Genomic DNA, 20,945 nt, shown 5'->3' with positions numbered 1-20,945 from the left:
GCACGATGAAGAGTAAAAAATGAACAAGTATGACATCGCCGTGATCGGTGGCGGTATGGTTGGGGCAGCCGTCGCTGTTGGATTTGCCAAGCAGGGCAGAAGCGTTGTCTTGGTTGAAGGTGCAAAACCCAAAGCTTTTGATGCCGCTCAGGCGATGGATATTCGCGTATCTGCGATTTCGCACCAGTCGGTGGAGTTACTTGATTCACTCGGCGCATGGTCAGAAATTAAAAGTATGCGAGTTTGCCCTTATCGGCGTTTAGAAACTTGGGAGCACCCGGAGTGCCGTACTCGTTTTCACTCTGATGAACTGTCATTGGAGCAGCTAGGTTATATCGTTGAAAACCGCCTAATCCAATTAGGTCTTTGGCAAGTCTTCTCTCAGTATGACAATCTAACCGTGATGTGCCCAGAGCGATTAAAAGACATTGAATGTGCAGATGCGAATATTGTAACGCTAGAAAGCGGTGCGCAGTTCGAAGCACACTGGATTGTTGGCGCCGATGGTGCCAATTCTAAAGTACGTCAATTAGCGGGTATTGGTGTGACAGCGTGGGATTACCGTCAACACTGCATGTTGATTAACGTGAAAACAGAATTGCCACAGCAAGATATCACTTGGCAACAATTTACACCTTCAGGCCCGCGTTCATTTTTACCTCTGTGCTCTTTGACTAACGAAGACGGTCAAGAAGTCGGCCAAGGTTCGTTGGTTTGGTATGACTCGCCAAAACGCATTAAACAGCTGTGTGCGATGAGCAAACCTCAACTAAGGAAAGAAATCTTACGTCATTTCCCTGCTGAACTGGGAGACATTGAGGTTTTACAGTTTGGCTCATTCCCACTCACTCGTCGTCATGCGCAAAGCTACTCAAGCAAGAATTGTGTATTAGTGGGGGATTCTGCCCATACGATCAACCCGCTTGCAGGACAAGGGGTAAACTTAGGCTTCAAAGATGTAGATGTTCTCCTTTCGGTAACGGAACACCAAGAACTGCTGGAAGATGCCTTACTCGCGCAATACGAACGCGCACGTCGACCTGACAACTTACTCATGCAGACGGGCATGGACTTTTTCTATAAAGGCTTTAGCAACGATCTTGGGCCTCTGAAGTTTGCGCGTAATGCGGCATTGAAGCTCGCTGAAAACTCAGGACCGATTAAGTCTCAAGTGTTGAAATACGCTTTAGGTATGTAAGCTATTCAACGAACAGATAGAAAAAAAGCGAGCCATGAGCTCGCTTTTTTAATTCGGAAAACCTAATGATTTCCCGAGTCCAGAATCAAAAAAAAAGAAAAAACCCAGCAAAATCATGCTGGGTTTTCCGATAATGGTGCGGAAGGAGAGACTTGAACTCTCACACCTTGCGGCGCCAGAACCTAAATCTGGTGCGTCTACCAATTCCGCCACTTCCGCAACTTAATCTATAGATATCAAGATAATTGGTAAAATCTCAACGTCGTTGTATGTGGCAGGGCTACCTGGATTCGAACCAGGGAATGGCGGCATCAAAAGCCGCTGCCTTACCGCTTGGCGATAGCCCTATAGCTTAAATAGTCGATGACTACTTAACTTCTCTTATCGAGAGATATAATGGTGCGGAAGGAGAGACTTGAACTCTCACACCTTACGGCGCCAGAACCTAAATCTGGTGCGTCTACCAATTCCGCCACTTCCGCGTGTTTTGATAGTGTAGATTAATTTAAGATGGTGCGGAAGGAGAGACTTGAACTCTCACACCTTGCGGCGCCAGAACCTAAATCTGGTGCGTCTACCAATTCCGCCACTTCCGCATCTTAAATCTACACGACTGCTAGCTTATGCTAACAATTCAATCAATGGTGGCTACGACGGGATTCGAACCTGTGACCCCATCATTATGAGTGATGTGCTCTAACCAGCTGAGCTACGTAGCCATTTTAAACATTTTATCAAGAATGGTGCGGAAGGAGAGACTTGAACTCTCACACCTTGCGGCGCCAGAACCTAAATCTGGTGCGTCTACCAATTCCGCCACTTCCGCAACTTGATCTATAGATATCAAGATAATTGGTAAAATCTCAATATCGTTGTATGTGGCAGGGCTACCTGGATTCGAACCAGGGAATGGCGGCATCAAAAGCCGCTGCCTTACCGCTTGGCGATAGCCCTACAAATTAAATAGTCAAACACTACTTAATTTCTCTTATTAAGAGAAAGAATGGTGCGGAAGGAGAGACTTGAACTCTCACACCTTGCGGCGCCAGAACCTAAATCTGGTGCGTCTACCAATTCCGCCACTTCCGCAACTTATTCTGTAGTTATTAAGGTAATCGGTAAAACCTTAATAACGTTTTTATGGTGGCTACGACGGGATTCGAACCTGTGACCCCATCATTATGAGTGATGTGCTCTAACCAGCTGAGCTACGTAGCCATTTTAAACATTTGAACAAGAATGGTGCGGAAGGAGAGACTTGAACTCTCACACCTTGCGGCGCCAGAACCTAAATCTGGTGCGTCTACCAATTCCGCCACTTCCGCAACTTGATCTATAGATATCAAGATAATTGGTAAAATCTCAATATCGTTGTATGTGGCAGGGCTACCTGGATTCGAACCAGGGAATGGCGGCATCAAAAGCCGCTGCCTTACCGCTTGGCGATAGCCCTACAGCTTAAATAGTCAAAGACTACTTAACTTCTCTTATCGAGAGAAAGAATGGTGCGGAAGGAGAGACTTGAACTCTCACACCTTGCGGCGCCAGAACCTAAATCTGGTGCGTCTACCAATTCCGCCACTTCCGCAACTTGATCTATAGATATCAAGATAATTGGTAAAATCTCAACATCGTTGTATGTGGCAGGGCTACCTGGATTCGAACCAGGGAATGGCGGCATCAAAAGCCGCTGCCTTACCGCTTGGCGATAGCCCTACAAATTAAATAGCCAAAGACTACTTAATTTCTCTTTTTTAAGAGAAAGAATGGTGCGGAAGGAGAGACTTGAACTCTCACACCTTGCGGCGCCAGAACCTAAATCTGGTGCGTCTACCAATTCCGCCACTTCCGCAACTTGATCTGTAGATATCAAGATAATTGGTAAAATCTCAATATCGTTGTATGTGGCAGGGCTACCTGGATTCGAACCAGGGAATGGCGGCATCAAAAGCCGCTGCCTTACCGCTTGGCGATAGCCCTACAGCTTAAATAGTCAAAGACTACTTAACTTCTCTTATCGAGAGAAAGAATGGTGCGGAAGGAGAGACTTGAACTCTCACACCTTGCGGCGCCAGAACCTAAATCTGGTGCGTCTACCAATTCCGCCACTTCCGCAACTTATTCTGTAGTTATTAAGGTGATTGGTAAAAACCTTAGTAACGTTGTTTATGGTGGCTACGACGGGATTCGAACCTGTGACCCCATCATTATGAGTGATGTGCTCTAACCAGCTGAGCTACGTAGCCATCTTTTAGAGCGAAACAATATAAACCTTCGCGCTCTTAGTGACAACCCCTTTTATAAAGGAATCTCACTGGAATAATGGCAGGGCTACCTGGATTCGAACCAGGGAATGGCGGCATCAAAAGCCGCTGCCTTACCGCTTGGCGATAGCCCTACAGCTTAAATAATCCAAAGACTACTTAATCTTTCTTTTTAAGAGAAAGAATGGTGCGGAAGGAGAGACTTGAACTCTCACACCTTGCGGCGCCAGAACCTAAATCTGGTGCGTCTACCAATTCCGCCACTTCCGCATCTATCCCTAACAGCTCTTATATAAAAGAACGTTTAGGGATGGTGGCTACGACGGGATTCGAACCTGTGACCCCATCATTATGAGTGATGTGCTCTAACCAGCTGAGCTACGTAGCCAAAACCATATCTTTGTTCTCAACGCTTTGTGGTCTTGTCGTCGGGAACGGCGCGCATTATGCGAAGTTGAGTGAGATCCGTCAACAGTTTTTTTTATAAATTTCGGAAAAAACCTTGTTCGCTTTCTTTTTGAACAAAGAGGCGCGTTTATGATCTAAAACTGGAAATAAATTAGCTTGCAATTAGGTAGTTAATTTTTTGAACTTTGATTGGAAACATAAAAAAACCAGCACAACGGCTGGCTTTTAGTGTAAATGAAATGTTTAAAATTCATTCATTTAATTAAACGTTGAAGCGGAAGTGCACGACATCACCGTCTTTAACTATGTATTCTTTACCTTCTAGACGCCATTTACCTGCGTCTTTTGCGCCACTTTCACCGTTGTATTGGATGAAATCGTCGTAAGCCACCACTTCTGCACGAATAAAGCCTTTTTCAAAGTCGGTATGGATCTTACCTGCTGCTTTGGGCGCTGTTGCCCCTACAGGGATTGTCCATGCACGTACTTCTTTAACGCCGGCCGTGAAGTAAGTGTGTAAGTTAAGTAGCTCGTAACCTGCACGGATAACACGGTTTAGCCCCGGCTCTTCAATACCAAGATCCGCTAAAAACTCTTCACGTTCGTCATCTTCCAGTTCCGCCATCTCTGACTCGATTGCCGCACATACTGGAACAACAATGTTGTTTTCTTTTGCAGCGTATTCACGGACTGCGTCGAGGTATGCGTTGTCTTCAAAACCGTCTTCATTAACGTTAGCGATATACATCGTTGGCTTTAGAGTTAGAAAGTTCAGGTAACCTACTGCTGCGAGCTCTTCTTTAGCAAGCTCAACAGTGCGTGCCATCCCACCTTCTGTTAAAACAGGAAGCAACTTTTCTAGTACTGCCAGTTCGAATTTTGCGTCTTTATCGCCGCCTTTTGCCTTCTTCGCGTTACGTTGAATCGCACGCTCACAAGCATCAAGGTCAGCCATTGCGAGCTCAAGGTTGATAACTTCAATATCTTCGATTGGAGATACTTTACCTGAAACGTGAACAATGTTGTCGTTTTCGAAACAACGAACAACGTGACCGATAGCGTCAGTTTCTCGGATGTTAGCTAGGAATTTGTTACCTAGGCCTTCACCACGTGATGCGCCTGCAACTAGACCCGCAATGTCTACGAATTCCATTGTAGTAGGCAGAACTTTCTGTGGGTTAACGATCTTTGCTAATGCGTCTAGACGTAGATCGGGCACAGGAACCACACCAGTGTTTGGTTCGATAGTACAGAACGGGAAGTTTGCTGCTTCGATGCCCGCTTTAGTTAGTGCGTTGAACAGAGTTGATTTACCCACGTTAGGTAGACCAACGATGCCACATTTAAAACCCATGATAGTAACCTTATTCAGCTTTGAACGTGTGGAGGCGATTTTGTGCTTTAGATAGGCCATCCTTAATTAGGATGTCTAGACAGCGAACAGCTTCATCAGCCGCGGCGTCTAAAAGCTCTTGTTCTTTTGCTGGAGCTTTACCTAGTACAAAACCCGCCACTTTATCTTTGTGTCCCGGATGACCAATGCCAATACGAAGACGATAAAAATCTTTGTTGTTGCCCAGTTTGCTAATGGTATCACGCAGGCCGTTATGCCCTCCGTGACCACCACCTTTTTTAAATTTAGCGACACCCGGCGGTAAATCTAGCTCGTCATGAGCGACCATGATTTCTTCAGGCTTAATTTGATAAAACTTCGCTAAAGCAGCGACCGATTTACCCGATAGATTCATGAAAGTGGTAGGGATAAGCAAACGGAGATCCTGGCCGTTGACCATAATGCGCCCGGTTAGGCCAAAAAACTTTGGTTCATTCTTCAGTGTAACGTTGTGAACGCGTGCTAATTCTTCTACAACCCAAGCCCCTGCATTGTGACGGGTTCTGGCATATTCTGGTCCCGGATTAGCAAGACCAACAAGAAGTTTGATTGGTTGACTCAAGGTTAGGATCTCTCTGGAATCTCAAAAAGCGCAGTATGATAGCACAGAAAACTCACAGTGGGCGACCAAGTGATTTTCGTTCGATTAATACCCCCCAAGTAACCCCAAGAACTGTAGTTCTGCGAGAGTCACTTAGTCGATAGGTGCGGCAACGTTCTGAAATTGGCATCTTAGATATAGAATAAAAAACACCCCTAAAGAGGGGGGCTTTCAATTTGGTTTATCTGAAACGTCTGTATTAGTTGAACATTGCAGAAATTGATTCTTCGTTGCTGATACGACGAATCGCCTCAGCGAGCATGCGAGATAGGCTTAGTGTGGTCACTTTGCCAGTTGCTGCCATCTCTTTAGATAGAGAGATAGAGTCAGTCACAATAACTTGATCAAGAACGGAGTTCTTAATGTTGTCCGCCGCGTTGCCTGAGAATACTGCGTGAGTTGCGTAAGCGAATACACGCTTAGCACCACGCTCTTTAAGCGCTTCTGCTGCTTTACATAACGTGCCGCCAGTATCGATCATGTCATCAACAATCACACAGTCACGACCTTCAACGTCACCGATGAGGTTCATCACTTCAGAAACATTTGCACGTGGACGACGCTTATCGACGATGGCAATGTCGATATCACCTAGCGCTTTCGCTGTTGCGCGAGCGCGAACAACACCACCTAGATCTGGAGAGACGACAACAGGGTGATCTAGCCCACGAGCCTGCATATCTTCAAGTAGCACTGGAGTGCCAAAGATGTTGTCTACAGGTACATCGAAGAAACCTTGGATTTGCTCTGCGTGCAGGTCGATAGTAAGAACGCGGTCAACGCCAACGTTAGATAGGAAATCAGCAACAACTTTTGCAGTGATTGGCACACGCGAAGAACGTACACGGCGATCTTGGCGAGCGTAGCCGAAGTAAGGGATAACAGCAGTGATACGGCCTGCTGAAGCACGGCGCATTGCATCAATCATAACAACCAGTTCCATTAGGTTGTCGTTAGTCGGTGCACAAGTGGATTGAATGATGAAAACATCGCTACCACGAACATTCTCATTGATTTGAACTGCAACTTCGCCATCAGAAAAGCGAGAAACAGATGCATCACCAAGAGAGATGTAAAGACGATCAGCAATACGTTGGGCTAGTTCAGGTGTTGCGTTACCAGCAAATAGCTTCATATCAGGCACGGTGGAAACCTCAGGTTTGCGTCCAGTTTAAATAGGTCGGTGTGAGGCTGATTGGTATTCAGCCAAGGTCTCTTTTAGCGGCGAAATATTGCGCCCTTGAGCGACAAATGCCGAGACATTATCAGAGAGTTGTGCAAGGATAGTTTCTGCTTCAGGTTTGCTTGAAAACTCAGCAAAAATGCAAGAGCCTGTCCCCGTCAATCTTGACGGCGCGTATTGTAGCAGCCAAGAAAGTTTCTTATCAACCTCTGGGTAGAGCATTCGTACAATTTTTTCGCAATCGTTTACGCTTGGCGTATTCAAAAGCGTTTCTAAATCTCGTTTTGGTGTGTTTCTCGTCAAGTCTGGATGACGAAATACATCCACAGTAGCGATAGAAACATCCGGTCTAACAACGAGGTACCATTTTTCTTCCGGATAAGCGGGAGAGAGCTTTTCGCCTACACCTTCCGCAAAAGCTGCAAACCCTCTTATAAACACTGGGACATCTGCCCCAAGTGTTAAGCCGATTTCAGCCAGCTCGTCATCCGTCAATTCAAGTTGCCACAAATAGTTGAGCGCAACTAACGCGGTTGCGGCGTTTGACGAACCGCCACCGATGCCGCCACCCATAGGCAAGACTTTATGCAGCTCAATGTGCGCGCCAAACGGGCAATTTGCGTAAGTTTGTAATGCGGTTGCAGCTTTCCAAATTAAATTATCTTGAAGAGGAACGCCTTCTATCTCCGGCGAAATGGTGATTTTGCCAGAATGATTGGCTTGGATAGTCAGTTCGTCGCCATGATCGACGAACTGGAAAAGTGTTTGCAGCTCGTGATAACCGTTTTCTGTACGGCCATTAATGTAAAGAAAGAGATTCAATTTCGCAGGAGAAGGCCAGCGGGTTGAAAGTTCGATCATTGGGTGATGTTCCATTTTGTAATCACTAAATTTATTTTGACGTCTGACGAGGTGAGTCTCAGTTGGCTTGGAAGGGGCAGTGTCTGCTCATGCCATTGAATATCACCATAACGCTGATAAGCAATGTTCCAGTTATTTAAACCAATTTGTTTGTTTAGAGCTTGCAGTGTATTTGTAGGAGATAATTGGAACTTGTCTGCATCGGTCGGTAAACCCAATAACCAGTCAGGCATATTATCGACGGGCATCATCAAACCAGTTAGGCGGTAAATGAGTTGATTAGCGCTGCTTGATGAGAGGGTTTGATCATCGTAAGTCTCTACCGTTGCACCCTGCGGCGTTATAGTGAGCTTTAGTGCGGTTTGCCCAAGGATGGTCGTTAAGCGAAGTTGGCTGAGTGCCGCCGAGTGTTTCCAAAAAAAGTTTAGGTTTTGTCTTTGGTCCGGACCAATATAACCTAGCTTGCCTGTCGCTTGAAAATCTTGAATGGCTTCAAGTCGTTGCTCGTGAGCTTGCCATTCAACGCTGGTGATACTCTCGGGAACGGAAGTACAGCCAGCGAGTAGTAAGCTCGACAAAGAAAAAATAATAAAGGAGCGTAAGGTCATGGTTGATGGCTTATTAATCAGTTTCATCGAGAATCGCTCACAACTATAGCATTGAAAAGACACACGTAGGAAAACAAATCCGGCTTACCCTTTCAATAACTGCGTGCTTACAGTAAAATTCTGAACCTATTTTATAACCTATCTCAGAGATACCACGTTAGATGTCCTTGCTTGCTATTGGAATCAATCACAATACAGCGTCTGTCGACTTGCGAGAGAAGGTGGCGTTTGGTCCGGATAAACTCGGGCCGGCACTCGAGCAACTTAAACAGCACGAAGCGGTTAACGGCAGTGTGATTGTTTCAACCTGTAACCGAACTGAGTTGTACTGCGATGTTAAGCAAGGAGCGCGAAACAAGTTAATCGATTGGCTTGCTCAATTTCATCAAGTGAGCCGAGAAGACTTAATGCCGAGCTTGTATGTGCATGAAGAACAAGCCGCAATTAAACATTTGATGCGCGTATCATGCGGTCTTGATTCTCTGGTATTAGGTGAACCTCAGATTTTGGGTCAGGTAAAACAAGCGTTTTCTGACTCACGAGATCACCAAGCTGTCGATACGTCGATTGATAAGCTGTTCCAAAAAACATTTTCTGTTGCAAAACGTGTTCGAACGGAAACCGACATCGGTGGTAATGCTGTGTCTGTGGCTTATGCCGCATGTACATTGGCAAAACATATTTTTGAATCTTTATCTGATTCAACCGTGCTTTTAGTTGGTGCGGGTGAAACCATAGAATTGGTTGCTAAGCATCTAGCGTCCAACGGTTGCTCTAAAATGATCGTGGCGAACCGCACCAAAGAGCGGGCGCAAGGCTTAGCTAAACAATTTGGTGCCGAAGTGATCAGCCTGAATGAAATACCTGATCATCTGGCAAAAGCGGATATCGTGATCAGTTCAACTGCGAGTCCTTTGCCTATTATTGGTAAAGGTATGGTGGAAACGGCACTTAAACAGCGCCGACATCAACCCATCTTGCTGGTTGATATTGCGGTACCAAGAGATGTGGAATCGGAAGTCGGTGAGCTCAATGATGCGTATTTGTATTCTGTCGATGATTTGCAATCGATTATCGACAGCAACATTGAGCAACGTAGAGTAGAAGCGATTCAAGCTGAAGCAATTGTCAGTGAAGAGAGCGCTGCGTTTATGACGTGGTTGCGTTCACTCCAAGCGGTGGATAGTATCCGTGACTACCGTAAAGCAGCCAGTGAAATACGTGAAGAGTTACTGAGTAAAAGTTTGCAATCATTAGCTGCTGGCGCAGAGCCGGAGAAAGTGCTGCGCGAACTCAGTAATAAACTCACCAACAAACTGATTCACGCCCCTACTCGAGCATTGCAAAATGCGGCAGAGCAAGGCGAACCAGCAAAATTAACGATTATCCGCCAAGCACTTGGTTTGGATGATCTATAACTCACGCTTTTTATTAAGAAAACGACATTATGAATGCCTCTATTCTGACTAAGCTAGAAACGCTAGTAGAACGTTACGAAGAAGTTCAACATCTTCTTGGTGATCCTGACATCATTGGAGATCAGGACAAATTCCGTACTCTATCAAGAGAATACTCTCAACTAGAAGAAGTAACCAAGTGCTTCCAAGCTTATCAACAAGCGCAAGAAAATCTTGTCGCCGCTGAAGAGATGGCAAACGAAGACGACGAAGAAATGCGTGAAATGGCGCAAGAGGAAATCAAAGAGGCGAAAGAAATCATCGAACGTCTTGCTGATGAACTGCAAATTCTTCTTCTACCAAAAGATCCAAACGATGATCGAAACTGTTTCCTAGAGATCCGAGCTGGTGCTGGGGGGGACGAAGCAGGTATTTTCGCGGGTGACCTGTTCCGTATGTACAGCAAGTACGCGGAGAAGAAAGGTTGGCGTATTGAAGTGATGTCTTCAAACGAAGCGGAGCACGGTGGTTACAAAGAGATGATCGCAAAAGTGAGCGGCGACGGTGCGTACGGGGTACTTAAGTTTGAGTCTGGCGGTCATCGTGTTCAACGTGTTCCAGCAACAGAATCTCAAGGTCGTGTCCATACTTCTGCCTGTACCGTTGCAGTAATGGCAGAAATCCCTGAAGCGGAAATTCCGCAAATTAAGGCCGCAGACCTGAAAATCGATACTTTCCGCGCGTCAGGCGCAGGCGGTCAGCACGTTAACACCACGGATTCTGCAATTCGTATTACACACTTACCAACGGGCACGGTGGTTGAGTGTCAGGACGAGCGTTCACAACATAAGAACAAAGCGAAAGCAATGGCGGTACTGGCTGCACGCATCATCCAAGCGGAAGAAGCGAAGCGAGCAGCCGAAGTGTCCGACACACGTCGTAACCTGTTAGGCTCTGGTGATCGTAGTGACCGTATCCGTACTTACAACTACCCTCAAGGTCGTGTTTCTGATCACCGCATCAACCTAACGGTCTACCGTTTGAATGAAGTGATGGAAGGGGATCTACAAAGCCTGATCGACCCTGTGATTCAAGAGCACCAAGCGGACCTATTAGCGGCGCTTGCAGAGAACGGCTAATCGATGAGCCAAGTTCAATCTATTGAGCAAGCACTGAAAAGTGCAACGGCAACATTGACAGAAGGCGGCAAAGAGTCGCCTTCTCTCGATGCGGCTGTTCTGCTTTGCCATGTTCTCGGCAAACCAAGAACTTACCTGCTTACATGGCCAGAGAGCAGATTAGAAACTGAGCAGCAAGCTCAGTTTGATGCTTTACTGGCAAGACGTTTAGCTGGAGAACCCGTTGCTTACATTATAGGTGAACGCGAGTTTTGGTCTTTACCGCTCAAAGTCTCTCCTTCTACCTTGATTCCACGACCGGACACTGAACGATTAGTGGAAGTTGCGTTGGACAAAACTCATGGACAAACTGGACCGATTTTAGATCTCGGAACGGGAACGGGAGCGATTGCAATCGCTTTGGCTTCAGAGTTGCCGGAACGTCAAGTCATGGGGGTGGACCTTAAGCAAGAAGCAAAAGAACTCGCCGAGTACAATGCGGCGCAATTAAACCTTAAAAATGTGACGTTTGACCAAGGTAGCTGGTTTGAGCCTATCGCCAGCGGAACAAAGTTTGCTTTAATTGTTTCCAACCCACCATATATCGATGAAAAAGATCCGCACTTATCTCAAGGGGATGTGCGTTTTGAGCCAAAGTCTGCATTGGTCGCAGAGGAAAATGGTTTAGCGGATATACGCCATATTTCGGATCTGGCACGTCAATATCTTGAAGAAGGCGGGTGGCTCGCTTTTGAGCATGGCTATGATCAAGGCGACGCCGTACGTGAGATAATGCTTGGCTTTGATTATCATCATGTTGCTACGGAACAAGATTATGGCGGGCAGGACCGAGTGACATTTGGTCGCTTCGCCTCCAAATAATAAACGAGCAAGTCTGCAAACACTTATCAAAAGAGAAGAAACATGTACGTAGCTCTAAAACATATTCACTTAGTGACGATCGCACTTAGCGCGACATTACTATCGATTCGATTTGCGCTCATGATGATGGATTCACCAAAGCGTCATAATCGTTTTCTAAAAGTTTTCCCGCACATCGTTGATACCGCATTACTAGTGTCTGGGATTGGCCTTATTTTTATCACTGGCTTTATTCCGTTTACCGACGCCGCCCCATGGCTAACAAACAAGATTACCTGTGTATTGGCGTATATTGCTCTTGGCTTTTTTGCATTGAAATTAGCGAAAAATAAACTATTGAAAGTATTTGCTTTCTTCGGTGCGTTGGGCTGGTTAGTGATGGCTGCGAATATTGCTGTATCCAAAAACCCAACGTTGTTTGGGTAATGGTCATGCTTGAGTTTTTTGACGAAGATTTTGACAACGTTGCGTTGGTCGAAGGTGCGCTTGAGTTAAACAAGGCAATCAACCCAGAAACTAAGGTTCATTGGGCACAGCAAGAATTGGAACGCCTTTACCAAGACGCTAAAGCCGCTTTAATTGGCGAGACGGATGAAGAGCCGCGATTTGATGCTTTTTTGCACCTATTTTTCCAAGAGTGGGGCTTTAAAGGCGACGAGCAAGAGTATTTTATTTCTGACAATAGCTTTATTGATAAAGTGCTAGATCGCCGAAAAGGTATCCCTGTCAGCCTAGGTGCCATTTTACTGTATTTGGGTAAAAAGCTCGGTTTTCCATTGCAAGGCGTCACTTTTCCAACCCAGTTTCTTTTAAAAGTTGATTGGGAACATAAAAAACCGGATTACATCAACCCGTTCAATGGGGAGTATGTAAGCAAAAGGATTCTTCACGCTTGGCTGATTGGTCAAGAAGGGCCACTGGCACAGCTGAAGCCGGAACACTTTAAAGAGGCGGACAATCCAACCATTATTGGTCGTTGGTTAGCCCTTATCAAAAGTGCCATGTTACGTGAAGAACACTACACACAGGCGTTACGCTGTACAGACCTTGCGCTAACCTTTGTGCCGGATGACCCCTACGAAATTCGTGATCGTGGTTTCATTTTCCAACAGCTGGAGTGCCATCAAATCGCGGTGTCTGATTTTCAGTACTTTATTGACCAATGCCCTGACGATCCAGCGTCTGATCTACTAAAATCACAAGTTAATGTGATGAGTGAAAAGCACATTACGCTTCACTAAGTGTGACATGTCTAGAGCGACAAACACTAAATTTTATCGGTGTGCCTCACTAGGCGTACCGTAGACAGAAAAAAGAGAATCAAAATGGAACAGAAAATCGTTAATATTGGCGACATTCAGGTTGCTAACGACAAGCCATTCACCTTATTTGCAGGTATGAACGTCCTTGAGTCTCGTGACCTTGCAATGCAAATTTGTGAGCACTATGTCAAAGTGACAGACAAGTTGGGCATTCCATACGTATTTAAGGCGTCGTTTGATAAAGCAAACCGCAGTTCTGTTCATTCATACCGTGGGCCTGGCCTTGAAGAAGGTATGAAGATTTTCCAAGAGCTGAAAGACACATTTGGCGTGAAGATCATTACAGACGTCCACACGGAAGCGCAAGCGCAGCCTGTTGCTGAAGTGGTGGATGTGATTCAACTTCCGGCGTTTCTTGCGCGCCAAACGGATCTTGTTGAAGCGATGGCAAAAACCGGCGCTGTTATTAACGTGAAAAAACCTCAGTTCATGAGCCCAGGTCAAGTTAATAACATCGTAGAGAAGTTTGCTGAGTGTGGTAACGAAAATATCATCCTTTGTGAACGTGGTTCTTGCCACGGTTACGATAACTTAGTGGTTGATATGCTTGGCTTTGGTGTGATGAAGAACGTATCGAAAGGTAGCCCAATCATCTTTGACGTAACGCACTCATTACAAATGCGTGATCCATCTGGTGCTGCATCTGGTGGTCGCCGTGAGCAAACCGTTGAGCTTGCAAAAGCCGGTCTTGCAACCGGAATTGCGGGTCTATTTATTGAAGCGCATCCGAACCCAGATCAAGCACGTTGTGATGGACCATCGGCATTGCCATTAGACAAACTTGAACCTTTCCTAGCACAAATGAAGTCACTGGATGATTTGATTAAGAACTTCGCAGATATCGACATCAAATAATCAATAACACTAAACGGAAAGATGAAATGGTCAGCATTATGCTGGCCATTTTTGTTTTTTGGTCTCGAGTTTGTGCAAGATCACAGCAAAACGATTGCTTGTGAAAGTGTTTATAATTCAGTGAAATATTCTCGTAGCGTTACAGTTTATAAAATAATAATGAGTGATCGAGGCATCATAACCTTGAGATCAATATGTTAGATCCATTTTTTTCTTTTAGACTGAATCAAGTTTTTGCTCTTCTACTGTCAGGAACAGAGCTTCTCTCATCACTTTGAAAGTGCAATGCAGTAGATTCAGACAATAAAAAAGGTAAAACAATGAAAAAACGCCTAATGATAAAAACCGCTTTGAGTGCCGCAATTCTCGCTACGTTAGCTGGGTGCGCCACCGAGCCTGCGCATGAATGGAATGAAAAAACGACGTATAAGCTAACGGTTTTGCATACTAACGATCATCATGGCCGTTTTTGGCAGAATAAATACGGTGAATACGGCATGGCTGCACGCAAAACGTTGATCGATGATTTACGAGCAGACATCCAAGCGCAAGGTGGCAGTGTGTTGTTATTGTCTGGCGGGGACATTAATACGGGTGTTCCTGAATCTGACCTGCAAGATGCGGAACCTGACTTCAAAGGTATGAGTAAAATTGGTTATGACGCGATGGCGTTGGGTAATCATGAATTCGATAATTCATTAGACGTACTCTTTAAACAGGAAGACTGGGCAAACTTCCCAATGCTTTCAGCGAATATCTACCACAAAGAGACGGATGAGCGCCTATTTCAACCATACGCCATGTTTAAAAAACAAGGCATCAAAATCGCGGTTATTGGCCTAACCACGGAAGATACTGCCAAGATCGGTAACCCAGAATACATTGCGCAAGTCGATTTTCGTGATCCAAAAGAAGAGGCGACAAAACTGATTGCCGAGCTAAAAGAGACAGAAAAACCAGATTTGATTTTTGCTGTGACACACATGGGACACTATGAAAATGGTAACCATGGTGGTAATGCGCCGGGTGATGTAGCGTTAGCGCGTTACCTAAATGAGGGCGATCTGGACATGATTGTGGGTGGTCACTCACAAGAGCCTGTGTGTATGGAAGGGGCAAACACATACAACACAAACTTCAAGCCGGGTGATGAGTGCAAACCGGATCAACAAAATGGGACCTACATTGTGCAAGCGCACGAGTGGGGAAAATATGTAGGCCGTGCTGACTACGAATTCCGCAATGGCGAATTATCCATGGTGAGTTATGACCTGATCCCAGTTAACTTGAAGAAGAAAATCAAAGTTGACGGCAAGTCACAGCGCGTCCTTATTGAAGATGAGATTGAGCAAGACCAAGATCTCTTAGAGTTTTTAAAACCGTACCAAGAAAAAGGCCAAGATAAACTCAGTGTGAAAGTTGCCGAGTCAAACGGCAAGCTTGAAGGCGATCGAAATGTCGTTCGCTTTAAGCAAACGAATTTAGGTCGATTGATTGCAACGGCCCATATGGAGCGAGCGAAAGCCGACTTTGGCGTCATGAACTCTGGCGGTGTTCGAGATTCTATTGCTGCAGGAGACATCACTTATAAAGATGTGCTTACTGTTCAACCGTTTGGGAATATGGTGTCATACGTGGATATGACGGGTAAAGAAGTGCTGGATTACCTAAATGTCGTGGCAACAAAACCTATCGATTCTGGTGCGTATGCTCAGTTTGCGGGTATTGCGATGAGTGTTGAAAACGGTAAAGTGACCAATGTGTTTATTGGTGATGAGCAACTCCGCTTGGATGGTCATTACCGCTTTACTGTTCCAAGCTATAATGCCTCAGGTGGTGACGGTTACCCTAAAATTGATGAGCACCCTAATTACGTAAATACGGGTTTTACCGATGCTGAAGTATTGAAAGAATACTTGGAAGTATACAGCCCGATAGACGTGAATGAGTTTGCGCCCTCTGGTAACATCACTTACACAACTAACAACGTTATTGATCAATAGAGTAGATAAAAAGCGATTGACTCAAACTCGCAGATATCTTTAACTGAAAGCGCAGCCGCGACTTACTAAGGCTGCGTTTTTGTTTCTATTAGGAGAATCTTGATGACTCCGGCCATTAAGCTTGCAGAAAAGAAAAAAATCCCCCACACCATTCATCAGTACGTGCATGATCCTCGAGCTGATAGTTATGGATTAGAAGCGGCCGAGGTGTTGGGACAGGATACAAATAAAGTATTTAAAACGTTATTGTTTTGCCTCAACGGCGAGCCAAAGAACTTAGCGGTAGCGATTATTCCTGTCGACCAAAAATTAAATCTGAAATTGGCAGCCAAAGCAGCGAAAGGAAAGAAAGCCGACATGGCTGACCCAGAGATCGCTCAGAAAGCGACAGGCTATGTTGTCGGTGGTATTAGCCCACTAGGGCAAAAAAAGGCCTTACCAACATTTTTACACGAAAGTGCGGGCGTACAAGACACGATCTGCGTGAGTGCGGGCAAGCGTGGTTTAGAAATAGAGCTTGCGCCAAAAGACCTACTGGCGCTAACACGTGGCCAGTTTGCGGCGCTGTGCTTATAAGACGCATCACTATAAATAACGGGTTATCTTTGTTGGTTAACATTTTCGATAACCGCGTTATACAAGCTCAGCTTGCCCTTAAGTGTTGTCCTCACGTCATTCATCAGCGCTGACTTTATGGTGTTATTATTTTTTCAGGCTTAACGTGCCGCTCGTTCGTTTTGCTGGTTTCTTTGGCTTGGTGGAGCCTAGGTTGTCATAGCGTAACTTTGGTTTACGCTCAGGGCCTGTGTTCTTAACGCTATCTTTGGATGAGCGGGGGTTGTCGCTATCGTCACGGCGTCTTTGTTGACCTCTTTTAGAGTTAGGTGCATGACGGAAGTCATCGGCATTGTTACCGCGGTATGTTCGTGGCTTTTGATTACGGCGAGAGTTCGAGTCTTGGTGCTCGTCGCGGCTATCAAACAGCTTAGCATCCGTCGCTTTGCGAATATTGCGGCCTTTAGAATCAACTTGAGACGCCTCTTCTGTACTAACCGAACCATCACACATCGCTAGGATCTCTGACACTTCATTGTCCGTTAAATAACGCCATTTTCCGTTAGGAATGCCATCCAGAGAGATGTTCATAATGCGGACACGGCGAAGCTTAAAGACTTCGTAGCCTAACGTTTCACACATGCGACGAATCTGACGGTTTAAACCTTGAGTCAGTATGATACGGAAAGAGAATTTAGTCTCCTTGGTGACTTTACAAGGCAGCGTTACCGTATCAAGGATTTTTACACCACTCGACATCTGCTTAAGGAATTCACCTGTGATCGGTTTGTCGACGCGTACCACGTATTCTTTTTCGTGGTTGTTGCCAGCACGGAGGATTTTATTCACGATGTCACCATCGTTGGTCAAAAAGATCAGACCGTCGGATGGCTTATCCAAGCGACCGATCGGGAAAATACGTTTTTTATGCCCGATAAAGTCAACAATATTTCCTGGTACATCTCGCTCAGTCGTACAAGTGATACCGGTTGGTTTGTTGAGCGCGATATAGATAGGCTTCTCTTTTGCTGCGACCGGCTTGCCATCCACACAAACATCATCACCTAATAGGACTTTTGTTCCCATTTCTGGTTTATGGCCATTGACGGTGACACGACCTTGTTCAATCAGTCGGTCTGCCTCACGACGTGAGCAAAAGCCCGTTTCACTGATGAATTTATTTAATCGTTTTGCGTTGTCTTGTGACATGTTGTCTCCTAACGTTTCACAACGGCGAATGAAGTTTCCTTCCCCTAAAAGGAAGGAGGAATAAAGGCGGGCATTCTAGCACTGAGGTGAAAGTTAGCCTAACCGTTTTTGGTGACGTTCACGGGTTTCTAGCTTCTTTTCCGCGCTTTTTCTTAGTAGGACGTATACGGCTCCGGTTCCGCCATGAAAGCGCTGTGTACTATGCACGCACTGTACTTCCCTGATTTGTTGTAGCCAACTGCTCACAAAGCTTTTCATCATTGCTGGTGGGTTGGAGCGTTCTCCTCGACCGTGGACAATAACGACCGTTCGGATGTCCATTGAGAGGCACTGTTTTAAAAACTTCACGACCTCATCACGAGCTTCTTTTAACGTTTTACGATGCAGATCGAGGCGGGCTTGAATGGGATATTTACCAAGACGAAGTTTGCGGTACACTCCGTCCTGCACCCCATCACGCTTAAACTCAACAAAGTCGTCTGGTTTTAGCATTTCGGCGTGATCAAGCGACAAATACTCAGGGTCGTCTTCCGTTAACCATATTGCTGCTTCACGTTTCGCAAGCTGCGCTTCGGTCACTTGGTGAACCTTTGGGTGTTCGGCGGTGTCTTGAGTGATCGGCTTTACATCGCCCATCATCTGTTGGAACAGATCAAAATCGTCATCGTGAGACATAGTAGTAATCTCATTAAGAACAGGGAGGAATAATAGGATTATATCAATGAGTGGTGCATTGAGATCAAATAAAAAACCGGAGTAGGCAAGTAACCGACTCCGGTGCAAAGCGTTTCTAGAGCTAAGCGAGATCTAGTGAGGAGATTTGTCGTTCATAATCTTGTATATGAAGAAACCGCCGTAAAACAACATCAGACCAATTGCCCCAAAGATTACTATCATTGATGATAGACCCACTGCATTACCAAATAGGAGATCAAGCCAAAAGTCCATATGTTTCCTCCAAGATATTTCCGACAAGCATAAAGTTAAAGGGCGGCGATTTTATGCACACTGATCTGGATCAATTATGTTGCTGAGGTTAATAAAGTGTATTTTGTTGTGAGTTATCAATCACATTTTACGTGCTAGTGTTCAGTTCATCATCAAACAAATTCAGATCTTTGTTTTTTTGTAAAAAGCACTTGCGTCTCAGATCAGAATCCGTAATATACCCAGTCGTTGACGAGGATAAGTCCTTGGTTAAACATCTCGGTGAATAGCGCAGTTTGGTAGCGCATCTGGTTTGGGACCAGAGGGTCGGGGGTTCGAATCCCTCTTCACCGACCATATTCAAAAAAAGGCTCTGTAGAAATACAGAGCCTTTTTTGTATCTGATAATAGGTGAGTGGGAGAGACCCGCCCGTGAGCTGGAACGTCAGGCCACCGAATGTCTCTTCACCGATCATGTGATAAAGCCTGTTTTTATAGCAGGCTTTCGTTGTTGTGGCGCGGGTCAATTTCATGAGTCATGATTCAGCCCCGAGTGGGTTCGTGTGAAGTTAGCATATGATGCTGCATGAGAACTTTCTAAAAGGTTCTGGATAAAAACAGAACCTTTTTGACGGCTAATGTTTTGGCATCTTAATTTAGCTTTAGGTTCTTATTAAGATAATAAGCCTAGATATTACACATGGCTTGACGAGTATGACCGAGCGGCTTCACGTCAAAACCACGCTTTTCAAGTAGCTCAATAAGATTATCTTTACCGACCAGATGTAAACTGCCGACGACTACCGTGTAGCGACCTGAATTTTGAGGTAGTACGCTGCCAGTATCGAGCTGTTTCGCCCAATCTCGATTGCGTTCATATAAGAAGGCTTGATTAAAGTCGTCTGTTGCCTGATCAATTAATGAAACTTCTACCAACATATTGCCATCACCGCTTTTCCAGCTTTCTATCAGGCACCGGATTAACTCTTCTCCGCCGTTATATTCTTCAATGGATGACAGAAGCATCTCTTTACCTGCGTCGGGTTGGCCAGCGAGCAAATCAATTTGAAATTGCACCGACTCTAATGGAATGACCGGAGTTTGATTTTTATCTGCTAATTCAATCAAATGCATGTCGACGCCGTAGTCTGGAATGTAGCCGAGCTTATTGACTAAAGCGAGTTGAATGGTAAGTGCTGCGGCCCATGGTGGCGAGTTCAAAAGCTGAGTTTCAGGCAAGCCTAGATCTTTCGCTATTTTTACAAGATGGCGACGTTGAGTTCTGTCTAGGACGTTTTTAGAGCGAGTCGCGGTTTGTGGATAAACCACACCTTTTGAGTTTCTTACGTCCGCTTCGATAATTAATCCGGCACTTTGATTTAAATACTGAGTGATTTTTTTAGGTAATGGGTACATGCTTTTATCACCCACATGTACCGAACCGATGATCATCAGCTCTATTTCATCTTTTTTCGCTAACCAGTGTTGTGGCTCTGCATAGGATGAAAAAGAAGTAATGGCGACAAGTAGAGATGACATCAGCGTCAATAGACGGAACATAGTTTTATCCTCAGGTACGGGGTCTGTAAACTTTATCCCCAAACAAGCCGTGTGACGAGCATCGAATAATGGCGCTGGTTGTTTTACAATTAGAGGCTGTTTGCTGAAAGCCCTCAACATATGTTGAGGGCTTTGTTTTTATTGGTCGTTACCTTCGTGATGGCGGTATTCGAATACTTGGCCTTGTTCGTTGAAGGCGTAAACCGTATAACTGTCTTTCTTATCGCCATACTCCATCCCCGGAGATCCCATTGGCATACCTGGTACAGCTAGGCCTTTGGCATTACGTGGTGGATTTTCTAAAAAGGCTTTAATGTCTTTGGCTGGAATGTGACCTTCGAATAAATAGCCATTGATCTCCGCAGTGTGACAAGAGTAAAGCTGTTCATTGTTGATCCCCAGATCGCGTTTGATGACATTCATTTCATCGTGCAGTTTTTCTTCGACCGTAAAGCCGTTCTCTTCCATGTGTTTTGTCCATTCACCACAACAGCCACAGTATGGCGATTTGTGGTTAATGACATCGGCTGCCAATACGTTGGCGGATGCGGTCGCAAGCATTGCAAAGGTCAATAATTTCAACTTCATAATAGCCTCAAAT

General features: G+C 45.2%; 19 protein-coding genes and 21 tRNA genes. 10 read left to right on the top strand and 30 right to left on the bottom strand.

Annotation, left to right across the window (positions count from 1 at the left end):
- The first annotated feature begins 19 nt into the window (after positions 1 to 19).
- A complete protein-coding gene (locus tag ATG66_RS16170) occupies positions 20 to 1,198 on the top strand; it encodes a 2-octaprenyl-3-methyl-6-methoxy-1,4-benzoquinol hydroxylase (RefSeq protein WP_098416265.1) in 1,179 nt (392 codons plus the stop codon).
- Positions 1,199 to 1,332: 134 nt separating this feature from the next.
- Here the strand turns inward: ATG66_RS16170 and ATG66_RS16165 are convergent.
- From ATG66_RS16165 to lolB, 25 genes are all read right to left on the bottom strand, one after another.
- Positions 1,333 to 1,417: transfer RNA gene (locus tag ATG66_RS16165), tRNA-Leu, on the bottom strand.
- A gap of 53 nt (positions 1,418 to 1,470) precedes the next feature.
- Positions 1,471 to 1,545 (bottom strand) — tRNA-Gln (locus ATG66_RS16160).
- A gap of 50 nt (positions 1,546 to 1,595) precedes the next feature.
- Positions 1,596 to 1,680, bottom strand: a tRNA-Leu gene (locus tag ATG66_RS16155).
- Between the two features lie 29 nt (positions 1,681 to 1,709).
- Positions 1,710 to 1,794: transfer RNA gene (locus tag ATG66_RS16150), tRNA-Leu, on the bottom strand.
- A 46-nt stretch (positions 1,795 to 1,840) separates the two neighbouring features.
- A tRNA-Met gene (locus ATG66_RS16145) sits at positions 1,841 to 1,917 on the bottom strand.
- 22 nt (positions 1,918 to 1,939) lie between these two features.
- Positions 1,940 to 2,024 (bottom strand) — tRNA-Leu (locus tag ATG66_RS16140).
- A gap of 53 nt (positions 2,025 to 2,077) precedes the next feature.
- A tRNA-Gln gene (locus ATG66_RS16135) sits at positions 2,078 to 2,152 on the bottom strand.
- Between the two features lie 50 nt (positions 2,153 to 2,202).
- Positions 2,203 to 2,287 (bottom strand) — tRNA-Leu (locus tag ATG66_RS16130).
- A gap of 52 nt (positions 2,288 to 2,339) precedes the next feature.
- A tRNA-Met gene (locus ATG66_RS16125) sits at positions 2,340 to 2,416 on the bottom strand.
- Between the two features lie 22 nt (positions 2,417 to 2,438).
- Positions 2,439 to 2,523 (bottom strand) — tRNA-Leu (locus tag ATG66_RS16120).
- Positions 2,524 to 2,576: 53 nt separating this feature from the next.
- Positions 2,577 to 2,651, bottom strand: a tRNA-Gln gene (locus tag ATG66_RS16115).
- 50 nt (positions 2,652 to 2,701) lie between these two features.
- Positions 2,702 to 2,786: transfer RNA gene (locus ATG66_RS16110), tRNA-Leu, on the bottom strand.
- Positions 2,787 to 2,839: 53 nt separating this feature from the next.
- Positions 2,840 to 2,914: transfer RNA gene (locus tag ATG66_RS16105), tRNA-Gln, on the bottom strand.
- 51 nt (positions 2,915 to 2,965) lie between these two features.
- Positions 2,966 to 3,050 (bottom strand) — tRNA-Leu (locus ATG66_RS16100).
- 53 nt (positions 3,051 to 3,103) lie between these two features.
- Positions 3,104 to 3,178: transfer RNA gene (locus ATG66_RS16095), tRNA-Gln, on the bottom strand.
- Positions 3,179 to 3,228: 50 nt separating this feature from the next.
- Positions 3,229 to 3,313: transfer RNA gene (locus ATG66_RS16090), tRNA-Leu, on the bottom strand.
- A gap of 54 nt (positions 3,314 to 3,367) precedes the next feature.
- Positions 3,368 to 3,444 (bottom strand) — tRNA-Met (locus tag ATG66_RS16085).
- Between the two features lie 77 nt (positions 3,445 to 3,521).
- Positions 3,522 to 3,596: transfer RNA gene (locus ATG66_RS16080), tRNA-Gln, on the bottom strand.
- Between the two features lie 51 nt (positions 3,597 to 3,647).
- Positions 3,648 to 3,732 (bottom strand) — tRNA-Leu (locus ATG66_RS16075).
- Positions 3,733 to 3,773: 41 nt separating this feature from the next.
- Positions 3,774 to 3,850: transfer RNA gene (locus ATG66_RS16070), tRNA-Met, on the bottom strand.
- 282 nt (positions 3,851 to 4,132) lie between these two features.
- Positions 4,133 to 5,224, bottom strand: a complete 1,092-nt coding sequence (ychF, locus tag ATG66_RS16060; RefSeq protein WP_098416264.1) for a redox-regulated ATPase YchF — start codon at positions 5,222 to 5,224, stop codon at positions 4,133 to 4,135.
- A 10-nt stretch (positions 5,225 to 5,234) separates the two neighbouring features.
- The gene (gene pth / locus ATG66_RS16055) at positions 5,235 to 5,825 is read right to left on the bottom strand and encodes an aminoacyl-tRNA hydrolase (RefSeq protein WP_098416263.1); all 591 of its coding nucleotides are present in this window, start codon (positions 5,823 to 5,825) and stop codon (positions 5,235 to 5,237) included.
- 238 nt (positions 5,826 to 6,063) lie between these two features.
- Positions 6,064 to 7,008, bottom strand: coding sequence for a ribose-phosphate pyrophosphokinase (locus ATG66_RS16050; RefSeq protein ID WP_098416262.1), 945 nt, complete (start codon positions 7,006 to 7,008; stop codon positions 6,064 to 6,066).
- A 27-nt stretch (positions 7,009 to 7,035) separates the two neighbouring features.
- Complete coding sequence (gene ispE, locus ATG66_RS16045) at positions 7,036 to 7,908, bottom strand: 4-(cytidine 5'-diphospho)-2-C-methyl-D-erythritol kinase (RefSeq protein ID WP_179885704.1); 873 nt, start codon at positions 7,906 to 7,908, stop codon at positions 7,036 to 7,038.
- Positions 7,905 to 8,543: a lipoprotein insertase outer membrane protein LolB gene (gene lolB / locus ATG66_RS16040; RefSeq protein WP_098416260.1), complete on the bottom strand. Its 639-nt coding sequence runs from the start codon at positions 8,541 to 8,543 to the stop codon at positions 7,905 to 7,907. Before lolB ends, ispE begins: the two co-directional genes overlap by 4 nt.
- A gap of 134 nt (positions 8,544 to 8,677) precedes the next feature.
- Between lolB and hemA the strand changes: the two genes are divergently transcribed.
- From hemA to ybaK, 8 genes are all read left to right on the top strand, one after another.
- On the top strand, positions 8,678 to 9,934 hold the full coding sequence (hemA, locus tag ATG66_RS16035) for a glutamyl-tRNA reductase (protein ID WP_098416259.1): 1,257 nt from the start codon (positions 8,678 to 8,680) through the stop codon (positions 9,932 to 9,934).
- 29 nt (positions 9,935 to 9,963) lie between these two features.
- Complete coding sequence (prfA, locus tag ATG66_RS16030) at positions 9,964 to 11,052, top strand: peptide chain release factor 1 (RefSeq protein WP_098416258.1); 1,089 nt, start codon at positions 9,964 to 9,966, stop codon at positions 11,050 to 11,052.
- Between the two features lie 3 nt (positions 11,053 to 11,055).
- A complete protein-coding gene (gene prmC, locus ATG66_RS16025; protein WP_098416257.1) occupies positions 11,056 to 11,913 on the top strand; it encodes a peptide chain release factor N(5)-glutamine methyltransferase in 858 nt (285 codons plus the stop codon).
- A gap of 42 nt (positions 11,914 to 11,955) precedes the next feature.
- Positions 11,956 to 12,339, top strand: coding sequence for a SirB2 family protein (locus tag ATG66_RS16020; protein ID WP_098416256.1), 384 nt, complete (start codon positions 11,956 to 11,958; stop codon positions 12,337 to 12,339).
- 5 nt (positions 12,340 to 12,344) lie between these two features.
- Positions 12,345 to 13,154 carry a SirB1 family protein gene (locus ATG66_RS16015; protein ID WP_098416438.1) on the top strand — a complete coding sequence of 270 codons (810 nt, stop codon included), beginning with the start codon at positions 12,345 to 12,347 and terminating at the stop codon, positions 13,152 to 13,154.
- Positions 13,155 to 13,238: 84 nt separating this feature from the next.
- Positions 13,239 to 14,090 carry a 3-deoxy-8-phosphooctulonate synthase gene (gene kdsA / locus ATG66_RS16010; protein ID WP_098416255.1) on the top strand — a complete coding sequence of 284 codons (852 nt, stop codon included), beginning with the start codon at positions 13,239 to 13,241 and terminating at the stop codon, positions 14,088 to 14,090.
- A gap of 320 nt (positions 14,091 to 14,410) precedes the next feature.
- A complete protein-coding gene (gene ushA / locus ATG66_RS16005) occupies positions 14,411 to 16,093 on the top strand; it encodes a bifunctional UDP-sugar hydrolase/5'-nucleotidase UshA (protein ID WP_098416254.1) in 1,683 nt (560 codons plus the stop codon).
- A gap of 102 nt (positions 16,094 to 16,195) precedes the next feature.
- Entirely contained in the window at positions 16,196 to 16,669 is a 474-nt protein-coding gene (ybaK, locus tag ATG66_RS16000; protein ID WP_098416253.1) for a Cys-tRNA(Pro) deacylase, read from the top strand.
- A 126-nt stretch (positions 16,670 to 16,795) separates the two neighbouring features.
- Here ybaK and rluF read toward each other — a convergent pair whose 3' ends face one another.
- From rluF to ATG66_RS15985, 3 genes are all read right to left on the bottom strand, one after another.
- Positions 16,796 to 17,857, bottom strand: a complete 1,062-nt coding sequence (rluF, locus tag ATG66_RS15995; RefSeq protein WP_098416252.1) for a 23S rRNA pseudouridine(2604) synthase RluF — start codon at positions 17,855 to 17,857, stop codon at positions 16,796 to 16,798.
- 93 nt (positions 17,858 to 17,950) lie between these two features.
- Positions 17,951 to 18,532, bottom strand: coding sequence for a DNA endonuclease SmrA (gene smrA / locus ATG66_RS15990; RefSeq protein ID WP_098416251.1), 582 nt, complete (start codon positions 18,530 to 18,532; stop codon positions 17,951 to 17,953).
- Positions 18,533 to 18,664: 132 nt separating this feature from the next.
- Positions 18,665 to 18,805, bottom strand: a complete 141-nt coding sequence (locus ATG66_RS15985) for a DUF3149 domain-containing protein (RefSeq protein WP_005382236.1) — start codon at positions 18,803 to 18,805, stop codon at positions 18,665 to 18,667.
- Positions 18,806 to 19,064: 259 nt separating this feature from the next.
- On the opposite strand from ATG66_RS15985, the gene ATG66_RS15980 reads away from it, so the two are divergent.
- Positions 19,065 to 19,141, top strand: a tRNA-Pro gene (locus ATG66_RS15980).
- A 330-nt stretch (positions 19,142 to 19,471) separates the two neighbouring features.
- On the opposite strand, the gene ATG66_RS15975 is transcribed toward ATG66_RS15980, so the two are convergent.
- Both ATG66_RS15975 and ATG66_RS15970 read right to left on the bottom strand, forming a co-directional pair.
- Entirely contained in the window at positions 19,472 to 20,344 is an 873-nt protein-coding gene (locus ATG66_RS15975) for a TraB/GumN family protein (protein ID WP_098416437.1), read from the bottom strand.
- 138 nt (positions 20,345 to 20,482) lie between these two features.
- Positions 20,483 to 20,932: a DUF411 domain-containing protein gene (locus tag ATG66_RS15970; protein ID WP_098416250.1), complete on the bottom strand. Its 450-nt coding sequence runs from the start codon at positions 20,930 to 20,932 to the stop codon at positions 20,483 to 20,485.
- Positions 20,933 to 20,945 lie beyond the last annotated feature (13 nt).

Origin of the sequence: Vibrio sp. ES.051 (assembly GCF_002563795.1) — a bacterium.
In the GTDB taxonomy this organism is placed as follows: Bacteria; Pseudomonadota; Gammaproteobacteria; order Enterobacterales; family Vibrionaceae; genus Vibrio.
The sequence above is the reverse complement of the archived record's forward strand: the minus strand, read 5'-3'. Positions and strand labels throughout refer to the sequence as shown.